Annotated in this window: 18 protein-coding genes; 6 read left to right on the plus strand and 12 right to left on the minus strand. The window is 59.4% G+C overall.

What is annotated here, in order from left to right; translation table 11 throughout:
• The 4 genes from ALTERO38_RS03360 (at position 1) to lpxC (ending at position 4,376) form a co-directional block, all read left to right on the plus strand.
• Positions 1 to 858 carry a cell division protein FtsQ/DivIB gene (locus tag ALTERO38_RS03360; protein ID WP_159967272.1) on the plus strand — a complete coding sequence of 286 codons (858 nt, stop codon included), beginning with the start codon at positions 1 to 3 and terminating at the stop codon, positions 856 to 858.
• A gap of 12 nt (positions 859 to 870) precedes the next feature.
• A complete protein-coding gene (gene ftsA, locus ALTERO38_RS03365) occupies positions 871 to 2,118 on the plus strand; it encodes a cell division protein FtsA (RefSeq protein ID WP_159967273.1) in 1,248 nt (415 codons plus the stop codon).
• Positions 2,119 to 2,165: 47 nt separating this feature from the next.
• The gene (gene ftsZ, locus ALTERO38_RS03370; RefSeq protein ID WP_148925064.1) at positions 2,166 to 3,353 is read left to right on the plus strand and encodes a cell division protein FtsZ; all 1,188 of its coding nucleotides are present in this window, start codon (positions 2,166 to 2,168) and stop codon (positions 3,351 to 3,353) included.
• Between the two features lie 111 nt (positions 3,354 to 3,464).
• Complete coding sequence (gene lpxC, locus ALTERO38_RS03375) at positions 3,465 to 4,376, plus strand: UDP-3-O-acyl-N-acetylglucosamine deacetylase (protein ID WP_102836824.1); 912 nt, start codon at positions 3,465 to 3,467, stop codon at positions 4,374 to 4,376.
• 80 nt (positions 4,377 to 4,456) lie between these two features.
• On the opposite strand, the gene ALTERO38_RS03380 is transcribed toward lpxC, so the two are convergent.
• The 3 genes from ALTERO38_RS03380 to ALTERO38_RS03385 all read right to left on the minus strand — a co-directional run bounded on the left by ALTERO38_RS03380 (position 4,457) and on the right by ALTERO38_RS03385 (position 5,639).
• Positions 4,457 to 4,990, minus strand: coding sequence for a bacterioferritin (locus ALTERO38_RS03380; protein ID WP_102836823.1), 534 nt, complete (start codon positions 4,988 to 4,990; stop codon positions 4,457 to 4,459).
• A 107-nt stretch (positions 4,991 to 5,097) separates the two neighbouring features.
• Positions 5,098 to 5,229, minus strand: coding sequence for a hypothetical protein (locus tag ALTERO38_RS21435; RefSeq protein ID WP_256663759.1), 132 nt, complete (start codon positions 5,227 to 5,229; stop codon positions 5,098 to 5,100).
• A gap of 11 nt (positions 5,230 to 5,240) precedes the next feature.
• Positions 5,241 to 5,639, minus strand: a complete 399-nt coding sequence (locus ALTERO38_RS03385) for a Rho termination factor N-terminal domain-containing protein (protein ID WP_159967274.1) — start codon at positions 5,637 to 5,639, stop codon at positions 5,241 to 5,243.
• Positions 5,640 to 6,014: 375 nt separating this feature from the next.
• On the opposite strand from ALTERO38_RS03385, the gene rfbD reads away from it, so the two are divergent.
• Together rfbD and ALTERO38_RS03395 are read left to right on the plus strand one after the other, a co-directional pair.
• The gene (gene rfbD, locus ALTERO38_RS03390; protein WP_159967275.1) at positions 6,015 to 6,941 is read left to right on the plus strand and encodes a dTDP-4-dehydrorhamnose reductase; all 927 of its coding nucleotides are present in this window, start codon (positions 6,015 to 6,017) and stop codon (positions 6,939 to 6,941) included.
• Between the two features lie 131 nt (positions 6,942 to 7,072).
• On the plus strand, positions 7,073 to 7,972 hold the full coding sequence (locus ALTERO38_RS03395; RefSeq protein WP_159967276.1) for an AEC family transporter: 900 nt from the start codon (positions 7,073 to 7,075) through the stop codon (positions 7,970 to 7,972).
• Between the two features lie 9 nt (positions 7,973 to 7,981).
• Here the strand turns inward: ALTERO38_RS03395 and ALTERO38_RS03400 are convergent, their stop codons facing one another.
• The 9 genes from ALTERO38_RS03400 to prmA all read right to left on the minus strand — a co-directional run bounded on the left by ALTERO38_RS03400 (position 7,982) and on the right by prmA (position 19,867).
• Complete coding sequence (locus tag ALTERO38_RS03400; protein WP_159967277.1) at positions 7,982 to 8,728, minus strand: VC0807 family protein; 747 nt, start codon at positions 8,726 to 8,728, stop codon at positions 7,982 to 7,984.
• 88 nt (positions 8,729 to 8,816) lie between these two features.
• Complete coding sequence (locus ALTERO38_RS03405) at positions 8,817 to 9,767, minus strand: YbhN family protein (protein WP_159967278.1); 951 nt, start codon at positions 9,765 to 9,767, stop codon at positions 8,817 to 8,819.
• A gap of 322 nt (positions 9,768 to 10,089) precedes the next feature.
• On the minus strand, positions 10,090 to 12,888 hold the full coding sequence (locus ALTERO38_RS03410; protein ID WP_159967279.1) for a hybrid sensor histidine kinase/response regulator: 2,799 nt from the start codon (positions 12,886 to 12,888) through the stop codon (positions 10,090 to 10,092).
• 115 nt (positions 12,889 to 13,003) lie between these two features.
• A complete protein-coding gene (gene purD, locus ALTERO38_RS03415; protein WP_159967280.1) occupies positions 13,004 to 14,293 on the minus strand; it encodes a phosphoribosylamine--glycine ligase in 1,290 nt (429 codons plus the stop codon).
• Positions 14,294 to 14,381: 88 nt separating this feature from the next.
• Positions 14,382 to 15,986: a bifunctional phosphoribosylaminoimidazolecarboxamide formyltransferase/IMP cyclohydrolase gene (gene purH / locus ALTERO38_RS03420; protein WP_159967281.1), complete on the minus strand. Its 1,605-nt coding sequence runs from the start codon at positions 15,984 to 15,986 to the stop codon at positions 14,382 to 14,384.
• A gap of 82 nt (positions 15,987 to 16,068) precedes the next feature.
• Positions 16,069 to 16,389 carry a DNA-binding transcriptional regulator Fis gene (fis, locus tag ALTERO38_RS03425; protein ID WP_021208373.1) on the minus strand — a complete coding sequence of 107 codons (321 nt, stop codon included), beginning with the start codon at positions 16,387 to 16,389 and terminating at the stop codon, positions 16,069 to 16,071.
• On the minus strand, positions 16,386 to 17,399 hold the full coding sequence (gene dusB / locus ALTERO38_RS03430; RefSeq protein ID WP_159967282.1) for a tRNA dihydrouridine synthase DusB: 1,014 nt from the start codon (positions 17,397 to 17,399) through the stop codon (positions 16,386 to 16,388). Before dusB ends, fis begins: the two co-directional genes overlap by 4 nt.
• Positions 17,400 to 17,596: 197 nt before the next feature.
• On the minus strand, positions 17,597 to 18,889 hold the full coding sequence (locus ALTERO38_RS03435) for a DUF3426 domain-containing protein (protein WP_159967283.1): 1,293 nt from the start codon (positions 18,887 to 18,889) through the stop codon (positions 17,597 to 17,599).
• A gap of 96 nt (positions 18,890 to 18,985) precedes the next feature.
• Positions 18,986 to 19,867, minus strand: coding sequence for a 50S ribosomal protein L11 methyltransferase (prmA, locus tag ALTERO38_RS03440; protein ID WP_102836813.1), 882 nt, complete (start codon positions 19,865 to 19,867; stop codon positions 18,986 to 18,988).
• Positions 19,868 to 19,931: the final 64 nt, after the last annotated feature.

The following is a 19,931-nucleotide window of genomic DNA, read 5'->3' on the forward strand; positions in this document are numbered from 1 at the left end:
ATGATCACCACGCTGCGTCACTCTCAACCCGCTACCGGCCGTGCTTCACGCAAGCCGGCACAGCGGGGCGCGAGCCGCCTGGTGCAGCGCGAGCCGCTTTCGGCGCGCTTGCCACGGCCGAGCCTGGGTTCGCTCAAGCGTGCCCTGTGGCCGGTACTACTCATAGGGCTTGCCGTGGGGCTTTACCAGCTGGGCGACCAGCTCGCGCCCTATGCCGATCGGCCGATTGCCAAGGTGAGCGTTCGGGGTGAACTGACCTATGTCGATCAGCAAGCAGTGCAGGCACGCATGGCGCCGTTCGTCGAAGCCAGTTTCTTCAAGGTTGATCTCGACGCTTTGCGTCACGACCTTGAACAGATGCCTTGGATAGCCCATGTCGAAGCGCGCCGAATCTGGCCGGATGAAGTCATGGTGCGTCTTGACGAGCAGCTGCCGATCGCTCGCTGGGGTGACGAATCGCTGCTGAACAATAACGGTCAGGCCTTCGCGCCAGACAATCTGACTCGGTATGAACACTTGCCGCAGTTGTATGGTCCGAAGCGGGCCCAGCAACGGGTGATGCAGCAGTACCAGGTTCTCAGCCAGATGCTGCGGCCACTCGGTTTTTCCATCGCTCGCCTGGAACTGCGGGCGCGGGGCAGCTGGTTTGTGACGACCGGGCAGGGCGTCGAGCTGCTGTTGGGACGGGACCAGATAATCGAAAAAATGCGGCGCTTCACTGCCATTTACCAGCAAGAGCTGGCGCAGGAGAGCGACAAAATTGCGCGGATCGACCTTCGCTACGCCAATGGCCTCGCCGTTGCGTGGCGGGAGCCGAGCCCGACCACGACGGATGAAGCCGTCGTTGCGAAGAATTGAGGAATGAAACACATGTCTAGCGTGCAAAGCGGCAAGATGATCGTCGGTCTCGATATCGGCACCTCGAAGGTGGTGGCGCTGGTCGGCGAAGTGACGCCGGATGGCGAGTTGGAGATTGTCGGGATCGGCACGCATCCGTCGCGTGGCTTGAAAAAGGGCGTAGTGGTCAATATTGAATCCACCGTTCAGTCGATCCAGCGTGCCGTTGAAGAGGCACAGCTGATGGCGGGCTGCCGCATTCACTCAGCATTCGTCGGCCTGGCCGGCAACCACATCCGCAGCCTGAACTCGCATGGGATCGTCGCCATCCGCGACCGTGAAGTCAGCACTGCTGACCTCGAACGTGTGCTTGATGCTGCCCAAGCCGTGGCTATTCCGGCAGATCAGCGCGTGCTGCACACCTTGCCGCAGGACTATGTGATCGACAACCAGGAAGGCGTTCGCGAACCGCTAGGCATGTCCGGGGTGCGCCTGGAAGCCAAGGTTCACGTCGTAACGTGTGCAGTCAATGCCGCGCAGAATATTGAAAAGTGCGTACGCCGTTGTGGTCTTGAGGTTGACGACATCATCCTCGAACAGCTGGCCTCGGCACATGCCGTGCTGACTGATGACGAGAAAGAGCTGGGCGTCTGTCTGGTGGATATCGGTGGCGGGACGACCGACATCTGCATCTTCACCGAAGGCGCTATCCGGCATACCGCTGTTATCCCGATTGCTGGCGATCAGGTCACAAACGACATCGCCATGGCGCTGCGTACTCCGACTCAGTACGCGGAGGAGATCAAGATTCGTTACGCCTGCGCGCTGGCCAAGTTGGCCGGCCCCGGCGAGACCATCAAGGTACCGAGCGTCGGAGATCGGCCGCCGCGGGAACTCTCGCGTCAGGCATTGGCCGAAGTCGTGGAGCCGCGTTATGACGAGCTCTTCACCTTGATTCAGGCCGAGCTGCGTCGCAGCGGCTACGAGGATCTGGTTCCGGCAGGGATCGTCCTCACAGGCGGTACAGCGAAGATGGAAGGTGCCGTCGAGCTCGCCGAGGAGATCTTCCACATGCCGGTGCGCCTTGGCGTACCGCATAGCGTCAACGGACTCGCGGACGTGGTCCGCAATCCCATCTATTCAACGGGCGTGGGCCTGCTGCTCTACGGGATGCGTAAGCAGACCGAGGGCACTTCCATGTCCGGTCTCGGCAACTTTGTCGAAGAACCCAAGACGTCTGTCGTGGACCGGCTCAAGAGCTGGATCCAGGGCAATTTCTGAGCAGTGCGGCTGTACCTAAAACTAGAAAGCTGGAAGGAGAGAGGGAAATGTTCGAACTCGTAGATCATACCCCGCAAAATGCAGTGATCAAGGTCATTGGCGTAGGCGGAGGCGGCGGAAACGCTGTCAATCACATGGTGCGCAACAGCGTTGAAGGCGTGGAATTCATCTGCGCTAACACCGATGCCCAAGCGCTGAAGAAAATCGAAGCGCGGACCGTACTGCAGTTGGGGTCCGCCATTACCAAGGGCTTGGGTGCAGGCACCAATCCCGATATCGGTCGCCAAGCTGCGATGGATGACCGTGAGCGTATCGCCGAGGTGCTGCAGGGCGCCGACATGGTATTCATCACTACCGGTATGGGCGGTGGTACCGGCACTGGCGCAGCGCCAGTCATTGCTTCGGTGGCCAAGGAAATGGGCATTCTCACCGTTGCAGTGGTGACCCGTCCGTTCCCATTCGAAGGGCGCCGCCGCATGCAGGTCGCCGACGAAGGTATCCGTCAGCTGTCCGAGTGCGTCGACTCGCTGATCACTATCCCCAACGAAAAGCTGCTGACCATCCTCGGCAAGGATGCAAGCCTGCTTTCTGCGTTCGCCAAGGCTGACGACGTGTTGACCGGCGCCGTGCGCGGTATCTCTGACATCATGCAGCGTCCGGGCCTGATGAACGTCGACTTTGCAGACGTCAAAACCGTCATGGGCGAGATGGGCATGGCCATGATGGGGACTGGTTGTGCTACTGGTCCGAACCGCGCTCGCGAGGCTACCGAGGCGGCGATCCGCAACCCATTGCTGGAAGACGTCAACCTGCAGGGTGCGCGTGGCATTCTGGTCAATATTACCGCTGGTCTGGATCTTTCCCTGGGCGAGTACGCTGCGGTGGGCGAGATCATCGAGGCGTTCGCGTCCGACGAGGCGACGGTGAAGGTGGGTGCCGTAATCGACCCAGACATGCTCGATGAGCTGCACGTCACGGTTGTGGCGACTGGTCTCGGACCGCGCAACGAGAAACCGGTCAAGGTTGTAGACAACACTCTGCAGGCCGCAGCCGTAGCGCCGCAGCCCGCTCCAGCAGCGCGTCAGGACCAGGCGGCCGTGAACTATCGCGACCTCGACCGCCCAACCGTGATGCGTAATCAGGCTCACGCGGCAGCTACTGCAGCGAAGATGAATCCCCAGGAAGATCTGGATTATTTGGATATTCCTGCGTTTCTGCGCCGTCAGGCTGATTGATTGGATGTATCAGGACTATCGGGGTGATTGGTATTCAGCAAAGTGGGGTTCTGCTATGATCGCCACCTTTGTTGGAAACCATTCGCAACAGCGCACTAGCGAAAACGAGCCATGATCAGACAACGCACCTTAAAGAACATCATTCGCGCCACAGGCGTCGGCCTGCATTCGGGGGAAAAGGTTTACCTGACCCTGAAGCCGGCTCCCGTGGACACCGGAATCGTGTTCTGTCGCACCGATCTCAACCCGCCTGTGCAGATTGCCGCACGGGCCGAGAACGTTGGCGAGACGACCATGTCGACTACGCTGGTCAGCGGTGACGTCAAAGTCGATACGGTTGAGCACTTGCTCTCGGCGATGGCTGGGCTAGGCATCGATAACGCCTACGTCGAGCTTTCCGCTTCGGAAGTGCCGATCATGGACGGTAGTGCTGGTCCCTTTGTATTCCTGATTCAATCGGCCGGACTGCAGGAGCAGGACGCCCCCAAGAAGTTCATCCGAATTATCCGCGAGGTTTCGGTGGAGGACGGCGACAAGCGCGCCACGTTCCTGCCATTCGAAGGCTTTAAGGTGAGTTTCGAGATCGATTTCGACCATCCGGTGTTCCGCGGTCGTACCCAGACAGCCAGCGTGGATTTTTCAAGTACTTCCTTCGTCAAGGAAGTCAGTCGTGCTCGAACCTTTGGTTTTATGCGTGACATTGAATTCCTCCGCTCGCACAACCTGGCCCTGGGTGGGAGCGTCGAAAACGCCATCGTGGTCGATGAAGACCATGTGCTCAACGAAGACGGCCTGCGTTATGAGGACGAGTTCGTGAAGCACAAGATTCTCGATGCAATCGGTGATCTTTACTTGCTGGGCACCAGCCTGATCGGCGAATTCCGCGGCTTTAAATCCGGACATGCTTTGAACAACCGTCTGCTTCGCACCCTAATGGATCAAAAGGATGCGTGGGAAATGGTCACATTCGAAGAGTCCCAGACCGCACCGATCTCCTACATGCGCCCGGCAGCAGCCGGCTGAGCTGTACTCTCTTTCCTTTTTTGAGGCCACCTTTGGGTGGCCTTTTTTTTAACGACAATGCTGCTGGCTGAGTAACCTTGTCAGTTCATACCGTCCAGTAAGCCAGCCAGATCGTCGGCGTGCTCTTCTTCCTGTGCAAGGATGTCCTCGAAGATGCGCCGTGTTGTTGGGTCTTTATCGCCAATGTACTGGACGATTTCTCGATAGCTGTCGATAGCTATCCGTTCGGCCACTAGGTTCTCGAATACCATGTCGCGCAGTCCGTTACCCTCTGCATATTGCGCGTGAGCGCGCTCGGTGAGGCTGTCGGGATTGAAATCCGGAGCGCCACCAAGCTGCACGATACGTTCGGCCAAGCGGTCAGCATGTTCCTGTTCTTCGTTGGCGTGCTCAAGAAACTCGTCGGCGGCAACGCTCGATTTGAGGCCAGTGGCCATGTAGTAGTGGCGCTTGTAGCGTAGGTAGCAGACCAGTTCGGTCGCCAGCGCCTCATTGAGCAGATTGATAACCGTCTCGCGATCCGCCGAATAGCTTTCCGTCACCGCGCCGTTTTCGACATGCTGGCGCGCGCGCTCACGCAAAGTATGTTTGTCGCTCAATTGCACATAACTCATCACGGTCTCCTGGGTATGGGGCGTGCGGTATTGCGCCGCCGTATGGCCGTCGCGCCTGTCGGCGTCTCGCAGGGCCATAAGTTGTGATAGGCGAGGGCGCAGAAAGTTTAACCGCGCCCGCCGTTGGGGCGCTCGGGCTTGGCTGGCTCCTCGATAGGGATTGGTTCGCCTGGGTCCTGGCGTTCAGGCTCCGGTACTGGACTCGGCGTGCCGTCATCCCGAGGATCAGGTTCTTGCATTTTAAGCTCCATCAACTGAGCGCCTTTATCAAATCGTCCTTACGCATCTTGGAGCGGCCCTGCACGTCACGCTCTCGAGCTTTGTCCATCAGTTCGTCGTGGGTCAGGTCGCTAAGGGACGTGCTGCCTGATCGATTGCTACGTGCCGAGCCCTTGGTTGGTGATATGCCGGAGCGCGACTCGGCTGCTCGATGTGCTGAGTCCTTGCGGTCGGCTCGCTTGGCGGTCTCGCTTTTGTCCTGCCCTGAGCCACCGTTGCGTTCGCCCCCGCCGGACTGCTTGTTTACGGTGGCCCATGCTCGGGCTTCCGCCTCTTCAGCGGGTACTCCCCGCTCCTCGTAACTGTCTTCGATATGTTCGGCTTTGCGTTGTTGTTTATCGGTGTATTTGGATTTCTCACCTCTGGGCATGACGGCGTCCTCTTGGTGATGCAACGATGTGGCTCCTGTTGGACATGGCATCGTGGCGAATTAGCTGCGACTTCTATCCTGTTTGGTCCGCATGGCAGGCCTCGAGTTTCACTCGTGTTAGCATTACCGGCTGCTGCAAGCGGTCCGAGGAGCTCAAGAAGGAACATCCTTTTCGCACCCGAGCTGGCATGTAAGGCCTGCACGAGGACAATAATTTCTGCTACGCCTCAAACGGGCGGAACAAAACCCATTTAAGTTGGCCTGAACCAAGCGCGGGCTGCGCTATCTCGGTAGCTGCAGAGTGACGCGTGTATCGAGTCTGCTACAAATCCATGCCAGCCGTTTACGGCGGGCCTTGAACGAGGCGCTAACCAGATGCGAATCCTAGTATGCGGAGCCGGTGGCCAGGTCGGTCACGAGTTGATAAACCGTGCCGGTGGGTACGGTCTCGAAGCGCTCGGCATGACTCGCGACCATCTCGACATCACCGATGCGGAGCAGGTGACTGATCTGGTCCGCCGCCTCAAACCGGGGCTAATCATCAACGCGGCCGCTTATACGCACGTTGACAACGCCGAGACGCACCGCGAGCAGGCTTACAGTGTCAACCGTGACGGTGCGGAGCGGCTGGCGCAAGCGGCTCGTCAAGCCTCTATCCCGCTGTTGCATATTTCCACCGATTACGTGTTCTCCGGTGATGCCCGAGCGCCTTATAACGAGGACGATGAAGTCGAGCCTACGGGGGTCTATGGTGCTAGTAAGCTGGCGGGCGAAACGGCCATCCAGGCTGTGCTGGACAAGCACCTCATTTTGCGCACCAGCTGGGTCTATGGGGCGCATGGTCACAACTTCGTTAAGACCATGCTACGCCTTGGCTGTCAGCGTGACGCGCTGTCGGTGGTTGCCGATCAGTTCGGTTGTCCCACTCAGGCCGGCAGCATTGCCGATGTGTTGCTGGAGCTGGCGCAGCGCTATGCCCAGAACGGCGAATTGAAATGGGGGCTCTATCACTACAGTGGACGATCTCCATGCACCTGGTTCGATTTCGCCGTAGAAGTCTTCCGTCAGGCAGAAGCCAAGGGCATGCTTGCTAGTCGCCCAAAGGTATCGCCCATTACCACCGCTCAGTACCCCACTCCTGTACGCCGTCCGGCTTGGTCGGTGCTCGATTGCTCGAAGTTCGAGACTACGTTCGGTATCAACACCCGGGACTGGCATGACGAGCTTTCCATTGTGCTCGACTCGCTGGCCAGGGCTGCAGCCTTAGTCGCAGCTGGCGCCGCGCAACACACCCAGGCTTGAGCATCCAATCCGCAATACCGGCTCTAGCGCATGCAGCTAGGCCTGATGTGGTGATCTGACGCGTCTCTCAGGTATTCTGTCCGGCCTTTTACGAGGCGGCATTAAGCCGCAACGTTTGCTGGAGAAGCCGCGTGGTGGTGTTTCAGGCAATATTGCCAATCTTCGGCTTGATCATGCTTGGCTACCTGCTGGGCTGGCGGAAATGGTTGGCAGGGGAAGCGGCAGCCGGACTCGCCAACATCACCTTCAAGCTGTTCATGCCGGCGGTCCTGTTCACCGGTATTGCTCGGGCCCAGCTGAGTGATGGGATGTCACCAACGCTGTTGCTGGCCTACTTTGGGCCGGTGGTTACCGTTTTCGTACTGGTTTCGCTGTTTGCTCACCGATTGCTCGGACGAGCCTCCCCCCTCGGCTTGACGGCAGCCTACTCAAACAACGTGCTGGTCGGCATCCCTCTGGTAACTACGTTGTTGGGGCCGGAGAGTCTGGTGTACGTATTTGCCATTCTTGTGTTTCACAGCCTGATCCTGTTTTCCCTACAGAGCTTCTATAACGCCTTCGGTTCAGGGCAACAGGTCAGTGCCTCGGCACTGCTGAAGAATCTGGCCAACCCTTTGATTGTCGGTCTGTTGCTCGGCGCCCTGTTGAATGCATCCGGTTGGGACCCGCCAGTGCCGATCTGGCGTGTGGCCGATTGGCTCGCCCAGGCCGCATTGCCATGCGCGTTGATGGTGTTGGGCATCAGTCTGTCGCGTTACCGACTGCGACCCAGCACACCGGCGCTCGGCCTGGCACTGGTGAAGTTGGGTCTGTTTCCATCGCTGGTCTGGTATGTCGGCGGATGGTTACCAGGTCTCAGTCATGAAGCCCTGAGCGTGCTGGTACTGCTGGCTGCCTGCCCAAGCGGTGTCAACGTCCTGGCCTTCGTGGTCAATCCGGAAGACACCCGCGTGGTCAGCTCGACAGTCTTCCTTTCGACGCTGCTGGCCGTGATCACCTTGCCGCTGTGGATGCTGCTGCTGTCGAGATGACTGCGTAGATCATGTCCGCTTATCCGTCTGCGCGTGATTGGCGATTATGTCCTCCAGCCGGAGCCCGGTCAGGCCGTGAATGGTTTTCCAGAGGTAGTAGAAAATCGCCATCATCATCAACATGCTCGGGATGGCGATCATGGGGTAGCTGAGTAAGGTCATGCGCCCCAGTTCGGCATTGAATGCTTCGCTACCGGCCGGACTGTGGACAATCCATTTGGCCAGTACGTAATTCATGAATGACGAAAAAAAGAAGGTGACGCTGAGGAAGTAGGTCGCTCGCAGTAGTCGCGTCTCGAAGTGAGCGGTTTGCCCGTTGCGCTCAAGTTGCTCGTGAACCTTGTCGACGTTTAGTACCTTCGGGTTGTACAGCAAGGTACGGATCAATGGAAAACGGGTGCGAGTAGACGCCAGCACGGCGACCCCAATGATGCCGGGAATCGCAGCTTCCTTGATTGCCAGCCATTGCGGATCGAGCTGTAGCAGGCCGATCCCCCCGGTGAGCAGCACGCTTATCAGGCCCAGCAGGGCGATCCAGTTGAACTTGCGGTATTTCGCCAGCTCGAACAGCCCCCAGCTGAGCGGAAAGGCAAGCGCCAGCAGCAGTGCGCCATCCGCGCCCAGTCGTTCTTCCCCGCTGAGCTTCATCAGGATCAATGATGGGATGACAATGCTGATGGCCAAGTCCATCAACGGGCGCGGTTTATGCGCAGCCGCCTGATCGGAGCTTGGTCGATTGGGTTGGGTATTGTTCATGTGATTCGATTTCGTCTCGTAAGAGGGCGAATGATCGCGCGGCAAAGCGCGCATAGCCATAGGGCAATAGTGTCGTTTCGTGACTCGTTCAGAGGCGCCTCGAGCCAATGCGTCGTCGCTGCGACCACTGTCCCGCTTCGAACAATGCGACGACCAAGATAGCCAAGGCAAGCGGCAGCAACAGGTAGAAGCCTCTGAATACGATCAGCGCGGCCAGCACATCAGCCGTGGGCAGCTCTGGCATTGCGGCAAGGAACGTTACTTCGAGCACCCCTAGACCGCCGGGCGCGTGTGACAGCAACGCCAGGGAGAAAGAGGCCAGAAATACGCCAAGTACGACCACGTAGCCGGGATTGCCTTCGTCCGGCAGAGCAAAATAGATGATCGCCGCAGCGCACGCGAGCTCGAGAGGCGCTGCAATGAGCTGCCGCCCGACGATAGGCAGGCGCGGGTAGGTGATGTGCCATTTGCCTACATGCATCGGCGGGAAGTGTCGCCAGGCACCGATCACATAGAGTCCGATAACACATAGCAGCGAAGTGCCTATCGCAATCGATAGCCATGGATCGACATCCACGAGCCTGTTGAGCAGTTCGGGTCTGAAAATCAACACGAAACCACTCGCCAGCAACGTCCCGAGGAAAAAGGTCAGTGAGCAGAATACGATCAGTACGCCGATCTCGTGGGGTGTCAGTCCTTTGCTGCGATATGCGCGGTACCGCACCACCGCGCCGGAGAACACCGACGCACCGACATTATGCGCAAGGGCATAGGTCGTGAATGAACAGAGTGTGATGAACCACCATGAGATGCGTTTACCGAGGTGCGCTATGGCGATCCGGTCGTACCACGCCAGCGCCACGTAAGCGCCCAGCGTCGCCAGCCCAGCCAGCACCCAGCTGCGCTGGCTGATCGCGTCGAGACTGTCGGTCAGTTCCGCCAACGATAGATTACGGATTTCCTGATAGAGCAGATAGCCGGACAGGATTACTGCGGTGATACCTACAAGCGTCCAGGCGACATCGCTCCTCTTCATCATTACGTGGGCTCCTTGGCGACGGCTTATGCCTCGAAGCGAAAGATTCGGACAATGGGTCATGCTGCGTCGCGGAATAATTCGGGCGGTCTTTTATCGGCAGCGGACCGGGCGTTTTGTTCATTGTCCGGCTAAATGCCGTTGGCCACGGCACCCGTACCCCGCCTTGGGGCCATGCGCGGGGAAGCTCAACAGAGATGCGCTCATGCCAGTTGTTTCTCGCGAAAATCAGGCTTTGGCAGCAGGTCCTTGCGGGGCCAAACGTTCCGGATGCCGGCTGATCTGAAGGCCTGCTGATCATCAGTAGGGCGGGTATGACCAGAGTCTAGCGATCCGCAGCGGCTGCTCGGCTCCTGGCCCAGTGCTCTATCAGCTCGCGTAGCTGGGACATTTCGACAGGTTTGGACATGTGCCCATCCATCCCCGCATCGCGGGCTCGCTCCCGGTGCTCACTGAGAATATGCGCGGTCAGCGCAACCACCGGCGTTCGCGGACGGGCCTCGAACGTTTCCCACGCCCGTAGCTGCGTAGTGGCCTCAAAGCCGTCCATCACCGGCATCTCACAGTCCATCAACACCAGGTCGTATGGATGCATCTTGATCAGTGCGAGCGCCTCTGCGCCATTGCTGGCGGTATCCGGTTTGAGGTTGAGCTTGCTGAGCATGCCGCGGATCACTTTGGTGGATATGCTGTTGTCTTCGGCGACCAGGATTCGGAAATCTTCCGGCACGGATAGAGGCTCGTTGGCTTGAGTCGCTGAGGACTGTGCGAGCGCGCTGGTGCGTCGGGCAAGCTCGTCTGCCAAGGTGGTTTTCAGCGTGTAACCGGCGACGGGTTTGGCCAGGATGCGTTTGATGCCAGCGTTGCGCGCAATGATCTTGCTTGGCGCACTGCTCATGCCCGTCAGCATGATCAGCAGGATGTCGTGATTGAGGCTGAAGTCTTCCTTGATTCTGCTCGCCAGCTGCATGCCCGTCATGCCGGGCATGTCCTGATCCAGCAAAACCACGTCGAAATAGTCGCGTAAGTGCGCCTTGGTCCGCAGCAGCGCCAGCGCCTCTTTGCCTGAGGCCACCGCACTGACCTCCATGCCCCAGCTGCTGCACTGCTGGCCGAGGACCTTGCGGCAAGTATCGTTGTCATCCACTACTAGCAGCCGGGCGCCTTTGAGCTGGTTATCGAGATCGCTGGCGGGTTCGGCAATTTCAGCCGCCAGTGGCAGACTCATCCATAGCGTGTTGCCGGCAATGCCCCCGGTCTGAATGCCGAATTCTCCATCCATCAGGTGAATCAGCTGCCGGGCGATAATCAGGCCAAGGCGGCCGCCAAGGCGGGTCGCGGCGAGAAAGTCTCGGCTATCAAGCGCAGCGTTGAGCAGGGCGTCGCGCTCCTGTGTCTCCAGCGGACGGCCACTGTCCTGCACGGTTATGCGCAGACGGGGCTGTCCTTCGCGCTCATCCACCGCTGCGGTCAGTAGCACCTCGCCTTCTTCGGTTTGCTTGAAGGCATTCTCGAGCAGGTTGAGCAGCGCCTGGCGCAGGCGAGTCGGGTCGCCAGCCACTACGTGCGGCATCTGCGGTTGGACAAAGCTGATCAGCTCGACTCGTTGCTGTTCGGCCTTGGCGCGGAAAATACTGAGACAGTCTTCGATGAGGGCGTTGAGATCGAACTGCACATCGTCCAGCTCGATTTGTCCTGACTCCAACTTGGAAATATCCAGAATTTCGTTGATCAGGTTGAGCAACTCATTACCGGAGCTGTGAATCGTCTGAACATAGTCACGTTGTTTGGCTGATAGCGAGGTGCTGAGCAGCAGCTCGCTCATACCGAGCACTCCGTTCATCGGCGTACGAATCTCATGACTGATCTTTGCCAGGAAGTCTGCTTTGGTCCGCAGCTCGGCGCTATTAACGGCTTCAGCAGTATGTTGGTTGCGGCTGTCGGACTGAATCTGGCGCTGCCGCTCGAGCAGCGCAAAGCTGAGGATCAGCCCGGAACAGGTGGCTACACTGAACATGATGCCAGTCAGCCAATCCGGGTCGAACTGATTGAAACCCAGCAGAACGGGCAGGACCAGCACGAAGCCGCCATCGAACAACAGCATGCCCGCGACCAGCAGCCGGGCGGGCTCGTAGCGCTGCCGCCAGTGATGAACAGCCACGACGGTGACGCTGACGGCAGTGACTAGCACCAGCGCATATATCAACCAGCTGAACCAGAGCTGACCGGTGAACAGTATGGTGGCTGCAAGCGCGCTGACCAGGCCAGTTTCCAGCGCAAGTACTCCTGTCGCCCAAGGTATCTTGCGGTGATGGAAAAAACCGTAGGTGAAGGCCAGCAAGGAAATACAGGTCAGCAATGCCGCCAAATCGGCGATCAACGGCTGGCTATAGATCAGCTTGGGCGACCAGACCGCAAGCAGACCCAGATTTGCGACTGCGCTGGTGAGCAGGGCACAGTGGAGCAAGGCAAGCCATACATGGCTGTAGCTCAAGGTGTAAGCGAAACGCAGCAGGTTGTAGATCGTCAGTAGTGCCAAGGCACCGAACAAGGCACCAAACAGGTAAGCCGGGCGCGCCAGCGCGACCAGTCCTACCTCATCCACGGTACTGAACCAGGCCATGATCGGGTGTGACGACTGCAGGCGGATATAGGCTTCGCGAGGCGTATCGTCATTGGGCAGCGAAAACAGATAGGCGCGGGTAGGCAGCGGACGCGACTCGAGTGGTCGGAGCTCGCCAGTCTCGATATGGCGTTCCAGCTGCCCGTCCCGCAGCAGATAGAAATCGAGGTACTGCACGCGTGGGGCAAAGATCCACAGCCAGTTCGGGTCGGCGAGCGCAGGAAGGTTTACCTGTAGCCAGACGGCGTTTTCACTGGCTGGAGCGGCGTAGGCGCGTTTGTCGATCCGCTGGAACAGGCTGCGCTGGGCGACAACCTCATCAAGCGTGAGCAGACCGGATTGATCGACGAGCAATCGCCAGTTGGACTCTGTCGCCGGTATGGCTTCTGGCGATACAGGAAGGGCCGCAGCTTCCGGAGCGGCGGCTAATGCAGGCCATGCGACCAGCGCAGCCAGCAATAGACTGAAGGTAAAAGCAATGGCGACCCTGAGTCGACGCACGATTGAAGTCCCTTCATGTGTGTGACGGTGGATTATAACCACCGCACAGGCGCTCAGTAATGCGCGCAACGATCAATAAAAGCTGCCGCTGCGCGCATCGCTCCGATTTTGGCGCTTAGCTTTCGCCCTGCTCGCGCGCTATCGCACGATAGCCTATGTCATGGCGATAGAAATGCCCGTCCCATTCGATACGGGCAGCCAGTGCATAAGCATTTTGCTGGGCCGCGGAGACCGTTTCGCCAAGCGCCGTGGCGCAGAGAACACGACCGCCTGCGGTGGTCACCGCGCCGTCCGCCAATGCGGTACCGGCATGGAAGACCTTGCCGTTCAACTGGGCGGCTGCATCCAGGCCGTGGATTACGGCGCCTTTGCTGTAATCACCCGGATAGCCTCCCGCAGCGATTACCACCCCGAGGCTCGGACGCGAATCCCATTGCGCTTCGACCTTGTTCAGCGCTTTGGCCAAGGCTGCTTCGATCAGCAGTACCAGACTGGACTGCAGGCGCAACATGATCGGCTGGGTTTCCGGATCGCCGAAGCGGCAATTGAACTCGATGACTTTCGGCGCACCGTTGCGGTCGATCATGAGGCCGGCGTAGAGAAAGCCGGTGTAAACGTTACCCTCGGCGGCCATGCCATTCACGGTCGGCCAGATAACTTCGTCCATCACGCGCTGGTGAACGTCAGCAGTTACCACTGGCGCTGGGGAATAGGCGCCCATTCCTCCCGTGTTCGGGCCGGTGTCGCCGTCGCCGACGCGCTTGTGGTCCTGGCTGGTGGCCATTGGTAATACATTGGCGCCATCGACCATGACGATAAAACTGGCTTCCTCACCCTCGAGAAACTCTTCTATCACCACCCGCGCGCCCGCATCGCCGAAAGCGTTACCGGAGAGCATGTCGCGCACGGCTTCTTCCGCTTCGGTCAGAGTCATGGCGACGATGACCCCCTTTCCGGCGGCCAGGCCGTCGGCCTTGATCACGATCGGCGCGCCTTTTTCTCGCAAATAAGCGAGTGCCGGTTCGACTTCGGTGAAGTTCTGATAATCGGCGGTCGGGATCTTGTAACGAGCGAGAAAGTCTTTAGTGAATGCCTTGGAGCCTTCCAATTGGGCTGCTGCGGCCGTCGGGCCGAAGCAGTCGAGCCCGCGCGAACGGAACAGGTCGACCACACCTTTGACCAGCGGCGCTTCGGGGCCGACGATTGTCAGCTGCACGTTCTGTTCGGCGAAGTCCGCCAGTTGCTCGAGGGCCAGCACATCGATAGCGACGTTTTCACACTTTGCTTCAGTTGCCGTGCCTGCATTGCCGGGCGCGACGAACACTTTCTCTACGCGGGGATCCTGCGCGACCTTCCAGGCCAGGGCATGCTCGCGGCCGCCGCTGCCGATAATTAAAACCTTCATACTCGATTCTCTCGTCTGAGAGCTGGAAGCCGAAAGCTGAAAGTCGGAAGCAGCAGGGCTTCAGTCTTCCAGCTTCACCTTCGAGCTTTTAGTGCCTGAAATGGCGCATGCCTGTGAACACCATGGCGATGCCGGCTTCATCTGCTGCGGCAATCACTTCGGCGTCGCGCATGGACCCGCCAGGTTGAATGACTGCAGTAATGCCGGCTTTGGCGGCATTATCGATGCCGTCTCGGAACGGGAAGAACGCATCGCTGGCCATCACTGCGCCGGGTACTGGCAAGCCGGCATGCTCGGCCTTGATCGCCGCAATACGTGCGGAGTTGACCCGGCTCATCTGGCCTGCGCCGACCCCGACGGTCTGCCGGTTCTTGGCGTAGACGATGGCGTTGGACTTAACGAACTTGGCCACCTTCCATGCGAAGATCAGGTCGTGGATTTCCTGTTCAGACGGGGCGCGCAGGGTGACGACCTTGAGGTCGGCTTCGCTGATCATGCCAATATCTCGGCTTTGAACCAGAAGCCCGCCGTTGACGCGCTTGAAGTCCCAGCCCGGCGCACGCTCGGCTGGCCACTGGCCGCATTCGAGCAAGCGTACGTTGGCTTTGCTAGCGACTACCTCACGCGCTTGTGCCGAAATGCTTGGCGCAATGATGACCTCGACAAACTGGCGATCAACGATGGCTTTCGCCGTCTCTCCGTCCAATTCGCGGTTGAAGGCAATGATGCCGCCGAACGCGGACTCGCTGTCTGTGGCGTAGGCCAGTTCGTAAGCCTGGCGGATGCCGCCCTCGGCATCCGGGACCACAGCGACGCCGCACGGATTGGCGTGCTTGACGATGACACAGGCTGGCTTGACGAAGCTTTTTACGCATTCGAGAGCAGCGTCGGTATCGGCCACATTGTTGAAGGACAATTCCTTGCCCTGCAGTTGGCGCGCGGTGGCGACGCAGGCTTCGTCGGCGGTTTCCACGTAGAACGCCGCAATCTGGTGTGGGTTCTCGCCGTAGCGCATGTCCTGCGCCTTGACGAACTGGGTGGTGAAGGTGCGCGGCAACAGACTGCGGCCTTCGGTGGAAAGTGTCTCGGCGCTCTGATCAACCGTGCCCAGGTAGTTGGCGATCATGCCGTCATAGGAGGCCGTGTGCTCGAAGGCTTTAAGCGCCAGATCGAAGCGTTGCGCATACGTCAGGCCGCCGGCCTTCAAGTTTTCGATAACGCTGGTGTAGTCATCGGCGTTGACAACGATGGCGACGTCCTTGTGGTTCTTCGCCGCGCTGCGGACCATGGTCGGGCCGCCGATGTCGATATTTTCGATAGCATCCGGCAACGTGCAGCCAGGCTTGGCGACGGTGGCAGCGAACGGATACAGGTTGACCGCAACCAGGTCGATCGGATTGATGCCATGCTCGGTCATGACTTCGCCGTCCAGATCACGCCGACCGAGAATGCCGCCATGTATCTTTGGGTGAAGCGTCTTGACCCGGCCGTCCATCATTTCTGGGAAACCGGTGTAGTCGGCCACTTCGACCGCGGCGATTTCGTTTTCGCGCAGCAGCTTGAAGGTGCCGCCGGTCGAGAGAATTTCGACGCCCAGGGCAACGAGTTCGCGTGCGAATTCAATGACGCCGGTTTTGTCGGACACGCTGATCAGCGCGCGGCGGACGGGAAGGCGGGTGCTTTGGTCGGTCATAGACATTTCCTAGGAGCTACAGGCTGCGAGCGGCAACTCCTTGGGGAACGGCTCGCACCGTTCCATCGGAGCGCGCCGCTGATCAGAGAAGGTCGTATTGCTTGAGTTTCTTGCGCAGGGTGCCGCGGTTCAGACCCAACAGCTCCGAGGCCTTGGTCTGGTTGCCTTTGACGTAATTCATCACGGTTTCCAACAGAGGTGCCTCCACTTCAGAGAGCACCAGGTTGTAAACGTCGGTAACGTCCGCGCCTTCCAGGTGGGCGAAATAGTTATGCAACGCCTTTTCTACACTGCCTCGCAAGGTCTGGCCTGCTTCGCTGGGCGTGTTGAGGTGTTGCTTGAGGTTCACATTGTCGCTCACGGATGTTGTTCCAGTTAACAAGGTTTCGTTCAACAGCGTCATGCAGCCACCCCTTTTCCTTCCCCCGAATCAGGGCTTGTACGGCGCTCGGCGAAAAACCTCCGAACGCTGGCGCATTGCGCATCCCTGTCTTCCAAACCATTGAACCGACCGCGGTACTCCTGCGCGCCGGGCAGTGTTGCCAGATACCAGCTGACGTGCTTGCGGGCGATACGTACGCCCATCACATCGCCGTAGAACACATGCAGCGCCTCAAGGTGCTGCAGCAGAATGTCTTCGACCTCAACCAGCGTCGGCGGCGCCATTAACTTGCCTGTGGCGAGGTAGTGGTTGATCTCGCGAAATATCCAAGGCTTACCCTGGGCCGCACGGCCAATAAGCAATCCGTCCGCACCGGTCTTGTCGAGTACCAGGCGGGCCTTTTCTGGCGTGTCGATGTCCCCATTGGCAAACACGGGTATTGCGACGGCCTGCTTGATCGCTGCAACGGTCTCGTATTCCGCATTACCGGTGTAGAGGTCGGCACGCGTGCGACCATGTACGGCCAGTGCAGCGATTCCGGACTCTTCAGCAATTCTCGCTATGGAGAGCCCGTTCTTGTTCTGCCTGTCCCAGCCGGTTCGGATCTTCAGCGTGACCGGCACATCAACTGCTCCGACCACCGCCTCAAGTATCTCCGATACCAGTTTTTCATCCTTCATCAGTGCGGAGCCGGCAGCCTTGTTGCACACCTTCTTGGCTGGGCAGCCCATGTTGATATCAATAATCTGCGCGCCCAGTTCGACATTTCGAGCGGCCGCTTCGGCCAGCATTTGTGGATCGCCCCCAGCGATCTGCACCGAGCGTGGCTCTGGGTCCCCCTCATGCAGCAAGCGCAGGCGCGATTTGCGGCTATTCCACAGGCGCACATCGCTGGTCACCATTTCCGACACCACCATGCCGGCGCCCAGACGTCGGCATAACTGGCGGAACGGTTGATCGGTCACGCCGGCCATGGGCGCGAGGATCAATCGATTCGGAAGGATGTAGGGGCCGATGCGTACCGCTGACATGAAGATTCCCTGCCTGGAGCCTGCTTGTTAGGTAGATCGGGACAGCAAAAAAGGGTGTGCATAATACCCGCTACGGATGACGGGTTAAAGGCTGTTCTGAACAAAATCTGAACAGCTCCGGACTTATAGCGAGCGGTAGCATGGCGCACTGAAACGGCGCGCGGTAAGCGCCGCCCGTCGTCTCGGGCGAGTGGACGTCAGTCAGGAGAGCGAAAGGCGAGGCTGTAATTCACCGCCTCAGTGCCAGGATCCAAGATGTCCAGCGCAATGTGGATAGGGACCTGCGAGGGCATTTCCCGTTGTCCCGCGAGCTCTCCGGAAAGGTATTCGCCCGGCTTGAAGGTTCGTCGCGCCAGCGTGTTGCCCCGAATGTCATCGAAGCGCACTTCCAGCAGCGGGAAAGGCTGGGCAAATGACGCGCGGTTGTAGATGATTGCATCGACCACCAGTGCTCCAGCGAAATCCGGGTGGCTGCGCACTACGAGATTGCTGCTCTTGATCTGGCTGATATCGACTCGGGGCGGTAGTTTGCAGTCCAGCGCAGGGCAGATTTTCTCCAGCCAAGGGCGGTACTCGTCCTGTCGTGCCAGCTCGTCAAAGTTATAGATCACATACTGGGTCGCCAACCCCAGCAGCGCTATCAGGTTCAACAAACCCCAGCCCAGCCAGCGGCCCCGCGGGCGCCGGCGCGGCTGCCAAGCGAGCTGCAAGGGTTCATCGTCCAGGTCGAACAACCGCTCCTCGCGATCTTGGCGTGTCGAGCGCGGCGATTCTCGCTCGGTACCGATCCTGTCTCGCGGTGCCAGCGTTGTTTGCCCATCGTCGCCGTCAGCGTCAGTAGTCAGATTGACTACCGGTTTGGCGCGTTCTGTAGCGTTCAGCTGCCCGATCACTGGATCACCAGGCGCCCCGAGCGGGCTGGGCGGGGCGGGATGTTCGACATTCACCGGAGTGAAGCGAATCTCTGCGGTGTCATGAGGATGTTCGACAATAGTTTCTGGTTGCGCTTCGAGCGGCTCGTTGCGCTCCTGCGGCTCTGAGTCCGCACTCAGCAGTTGCTCGGCCCACGCTTCGTCATCATCAGTCGAATGGTCGGCGTGCGGGTGTTGTTGTTGCTCGCCGGGTTGCGGCTCCAGCTCCAGAAACTCGCGGGAAAGCTCCAGCTCCTGTCGCTCAAGTTTCGCCAGCTCTTCATCGAGGTCCAGGCTATCCAGGTCCAGATCGTCGTGGATCCAGAAAGTGTCGTCTTGACCCGCAGGTTTGCCCTGCGCTGCCCGCCCGCTCGATGCTCCGCTGACAGGAGCTAGGGCGGTGGCGTCCGTGGTCGCTTCCCTGCTGCCAGCTGTGTCTGCGTCCTGCAGGTAGCGGGCGGCATTGAAAAGCTCCATGCAGGCGCCGCACCGCACCACACCCTGGGCTGCGCCGAGCTGGGTGCGGCTGACGCGGAAGCTGGTCTGGCAATGGGGGCATTGGGTGACGAAGCTGGTCATGCGTTGGTCCGGCTTAAATGGCCGTAGTCTAGCGCATGCTCGCCTGGAAGCAGCAGTGGCGGACGGCCGAGTTGATTGCTGTGTCTAAGGCAATGCTCAGAATCGACGGATACCGGTGATGCGGACCCAGCCGTCTTTTTCCGCCGTCGGGTCGAGCTCGAACTGGTTGGCATAGGCGGCACGCACTTCTTCAGCCTGCTCGGCCAATATTCCCGACAGGGCGAGACGGCCGCCGTGCTTGACCCTTTCGATAATCCGCGGCGCCAATGCCACCAGCGGGCCGGCCAGAATGTTGGCGACCACCACGTCAGCCTGACCTTCGGGCAGCTGCTCGGGCAGATACAGTGGGAAGCGTGCCGGGTCGATGCCGTTGCGCCCGGCATTGTCGCGTGATGCTTCAAGGGCCTGCACGTCGATGTCAGTTCCGACGGCTTGCTTCGCACCCAGGAGCAGGGCAGCAATGGCTAGAATGCCCGAGCCGCAGCCGAAATCGAGCACATCCAGACCCTCCAATGGCTGAGCATCAAGCCACTCCAGGCAAAGCGCCGTGGTTGGGTGAGTGCCGGTGCCAAAGGCCAGCCCGGGGTCGAGCAAAAGATTCACTGCATCCGGCTCCGGAGCAGCGTGCCAGCTCGGTACTATCCAGAGACGGCTGCCGAAACGCATCGGGTGAAAATTGTCCATCCAGCTGCGTTCCCAGTCCTGGTCTTCGATGCGCTCAAGCTGGTATTCAGGCAACTCCCCGCCGGTTAGCAACCGCAGGTGGGCCAGTAGGTTAGTTTCATCGGCATCGCCTTCGAACAATGCCAGCAGATGGGTATGTGACCACAGTGGCGTCGTATTGAGGTCGGGTTCGAATATCGGCTGGTCTTCGGCGTCCATGAACGTCACTGACACTGCGCCAACGCCCAGGAGCGCGTCTTCGAGGGCTTCTGCCTGTTCTGGGGAAATGGCAAGACGAAGTTGTAACCAGGGCATTGTGGCCTCTCGGAGCGAGCAACCGGAATAGCCGGTCGCAAAAGTCGGGATCTTACTGGAGCGT

Source organism: Pseudomonas sp. 9Ag, assembly GCF_902506445.1.
GTDB lineage: Bacteria > Pseudomonadota > Gammaproteobacteria > Pseudomonadales > Pseudomonadaceae > Stutzerimonas > Stutzerimonas stutzeri_AB.

Bases quoted from the DNA above. Each gene is read 5' to 3' on its own strand.
- ALTERO38_RS03360 (WP_159967272.1), top strand. From the start codon at position 1: ATGATCACCACGCTGCGTCACTCTCAACCCGCTACCGGCCGTGCTTCA.
- ftsA (WP_159967273.1), top strand. From the start codon at position 871: ATGTCTAGCGTGCAAAGCGGCAAGATGATCGTCGGTCTCGATATCGGC.
- ftsZ (WP_148925064.1), top strand. From the start codon at position 2,166: ATGTTCGAACTCGTAGATCATACCCCGCAAAATGCAGTGATCAAGGTC.
- lpxC (WP_102836824.1), top strand. From the start codon at position 3,465: ATGATCAGACAACGCACCTTAAAGAACATCATTCGCGCCACAGGCGTC.
- ALTERO38_RS03380 (WP_102836823.1), bottom strand. From the start codon at position 4,990: ATGAGTTATGTGCAATTGAGCGACAAACATACTTTGCGTGAGCGCGCG.
- ALTERO38_RS21435 (WP_256663759.1), bottom strand. From the start codon at position 5,229: ATGCAAGAACCTGATCCTCGGGATGACGGCACGCCGAGTCCAGTACCG.
- ALTERO38_RS03385 (WP_159967274.1), bottom strand. From the start codon at position 5,639: ATGCCCAGAGGTGAGAAATCCAAATACACCGATAAACAACAACGCAAA.
- rfbD (WP_159967275.1), top strand. From the start codon at position 6,015: ATGCGAATCCTAGTATGCGGAGCCGGTGGCCAGGTCGGTCACGAGTTG.
- ALTERO38_RS03400 (WP_159967277.1), bottom strand. From the start codon at position 8,728: ATGAACAATACCCAACCCAATCGACCAAGCTCCGATCAGGCGGCTGCG.
- ALTERO38_RS03405 (WP_159967278.1), bottom strand. From the start codon at position 9,767: ATGATGAAGAGGAGCGATGTCGCCTGGACGCTTGTAGGTATCACCGCA.
- purD (WP_159967280.1), bottom strand. From the start codon at position 14,293: ATGAAGGTTTTAATTATCGGCAGCGGCGGCCGCGAGCATGCCCTGGCC.
- purH (WP_159967281.1), bottom strand. From the start codon at position 15,986: ATGACCGACCAAAGCACCCGCCTTCCCGTCCGCCGCGCGCTGATCAGC.
- fis (WP_021208373.1), bottom strand. From the start codon at position 16,389: ATGACGCTGTTGAACGAAACCTTGTTAACTGGAACAACATCCGTGAGC.
- dusB (WP_159967282.1), bottom strand. From the start codon at position 17,399: ATGTCAGCGGTACGCATCGGCCCCTACATCCTTCCGAATCGATTGATC.
- ALTERO38_RS03435 (WP_159967283.1), bottom strand. From the start codon at position 18,889: ATGACCAGCTTCGTCACCCAATGCCCCCATTGCCAGACCAGCTTCCGC.
- prmA (WP_102836813.1), bottom strand. From the start codon at position 19,867: ATGCCCTGGTTACAACTTCGTCTTGCCATTTCCCCAGAACAGGCAGAA.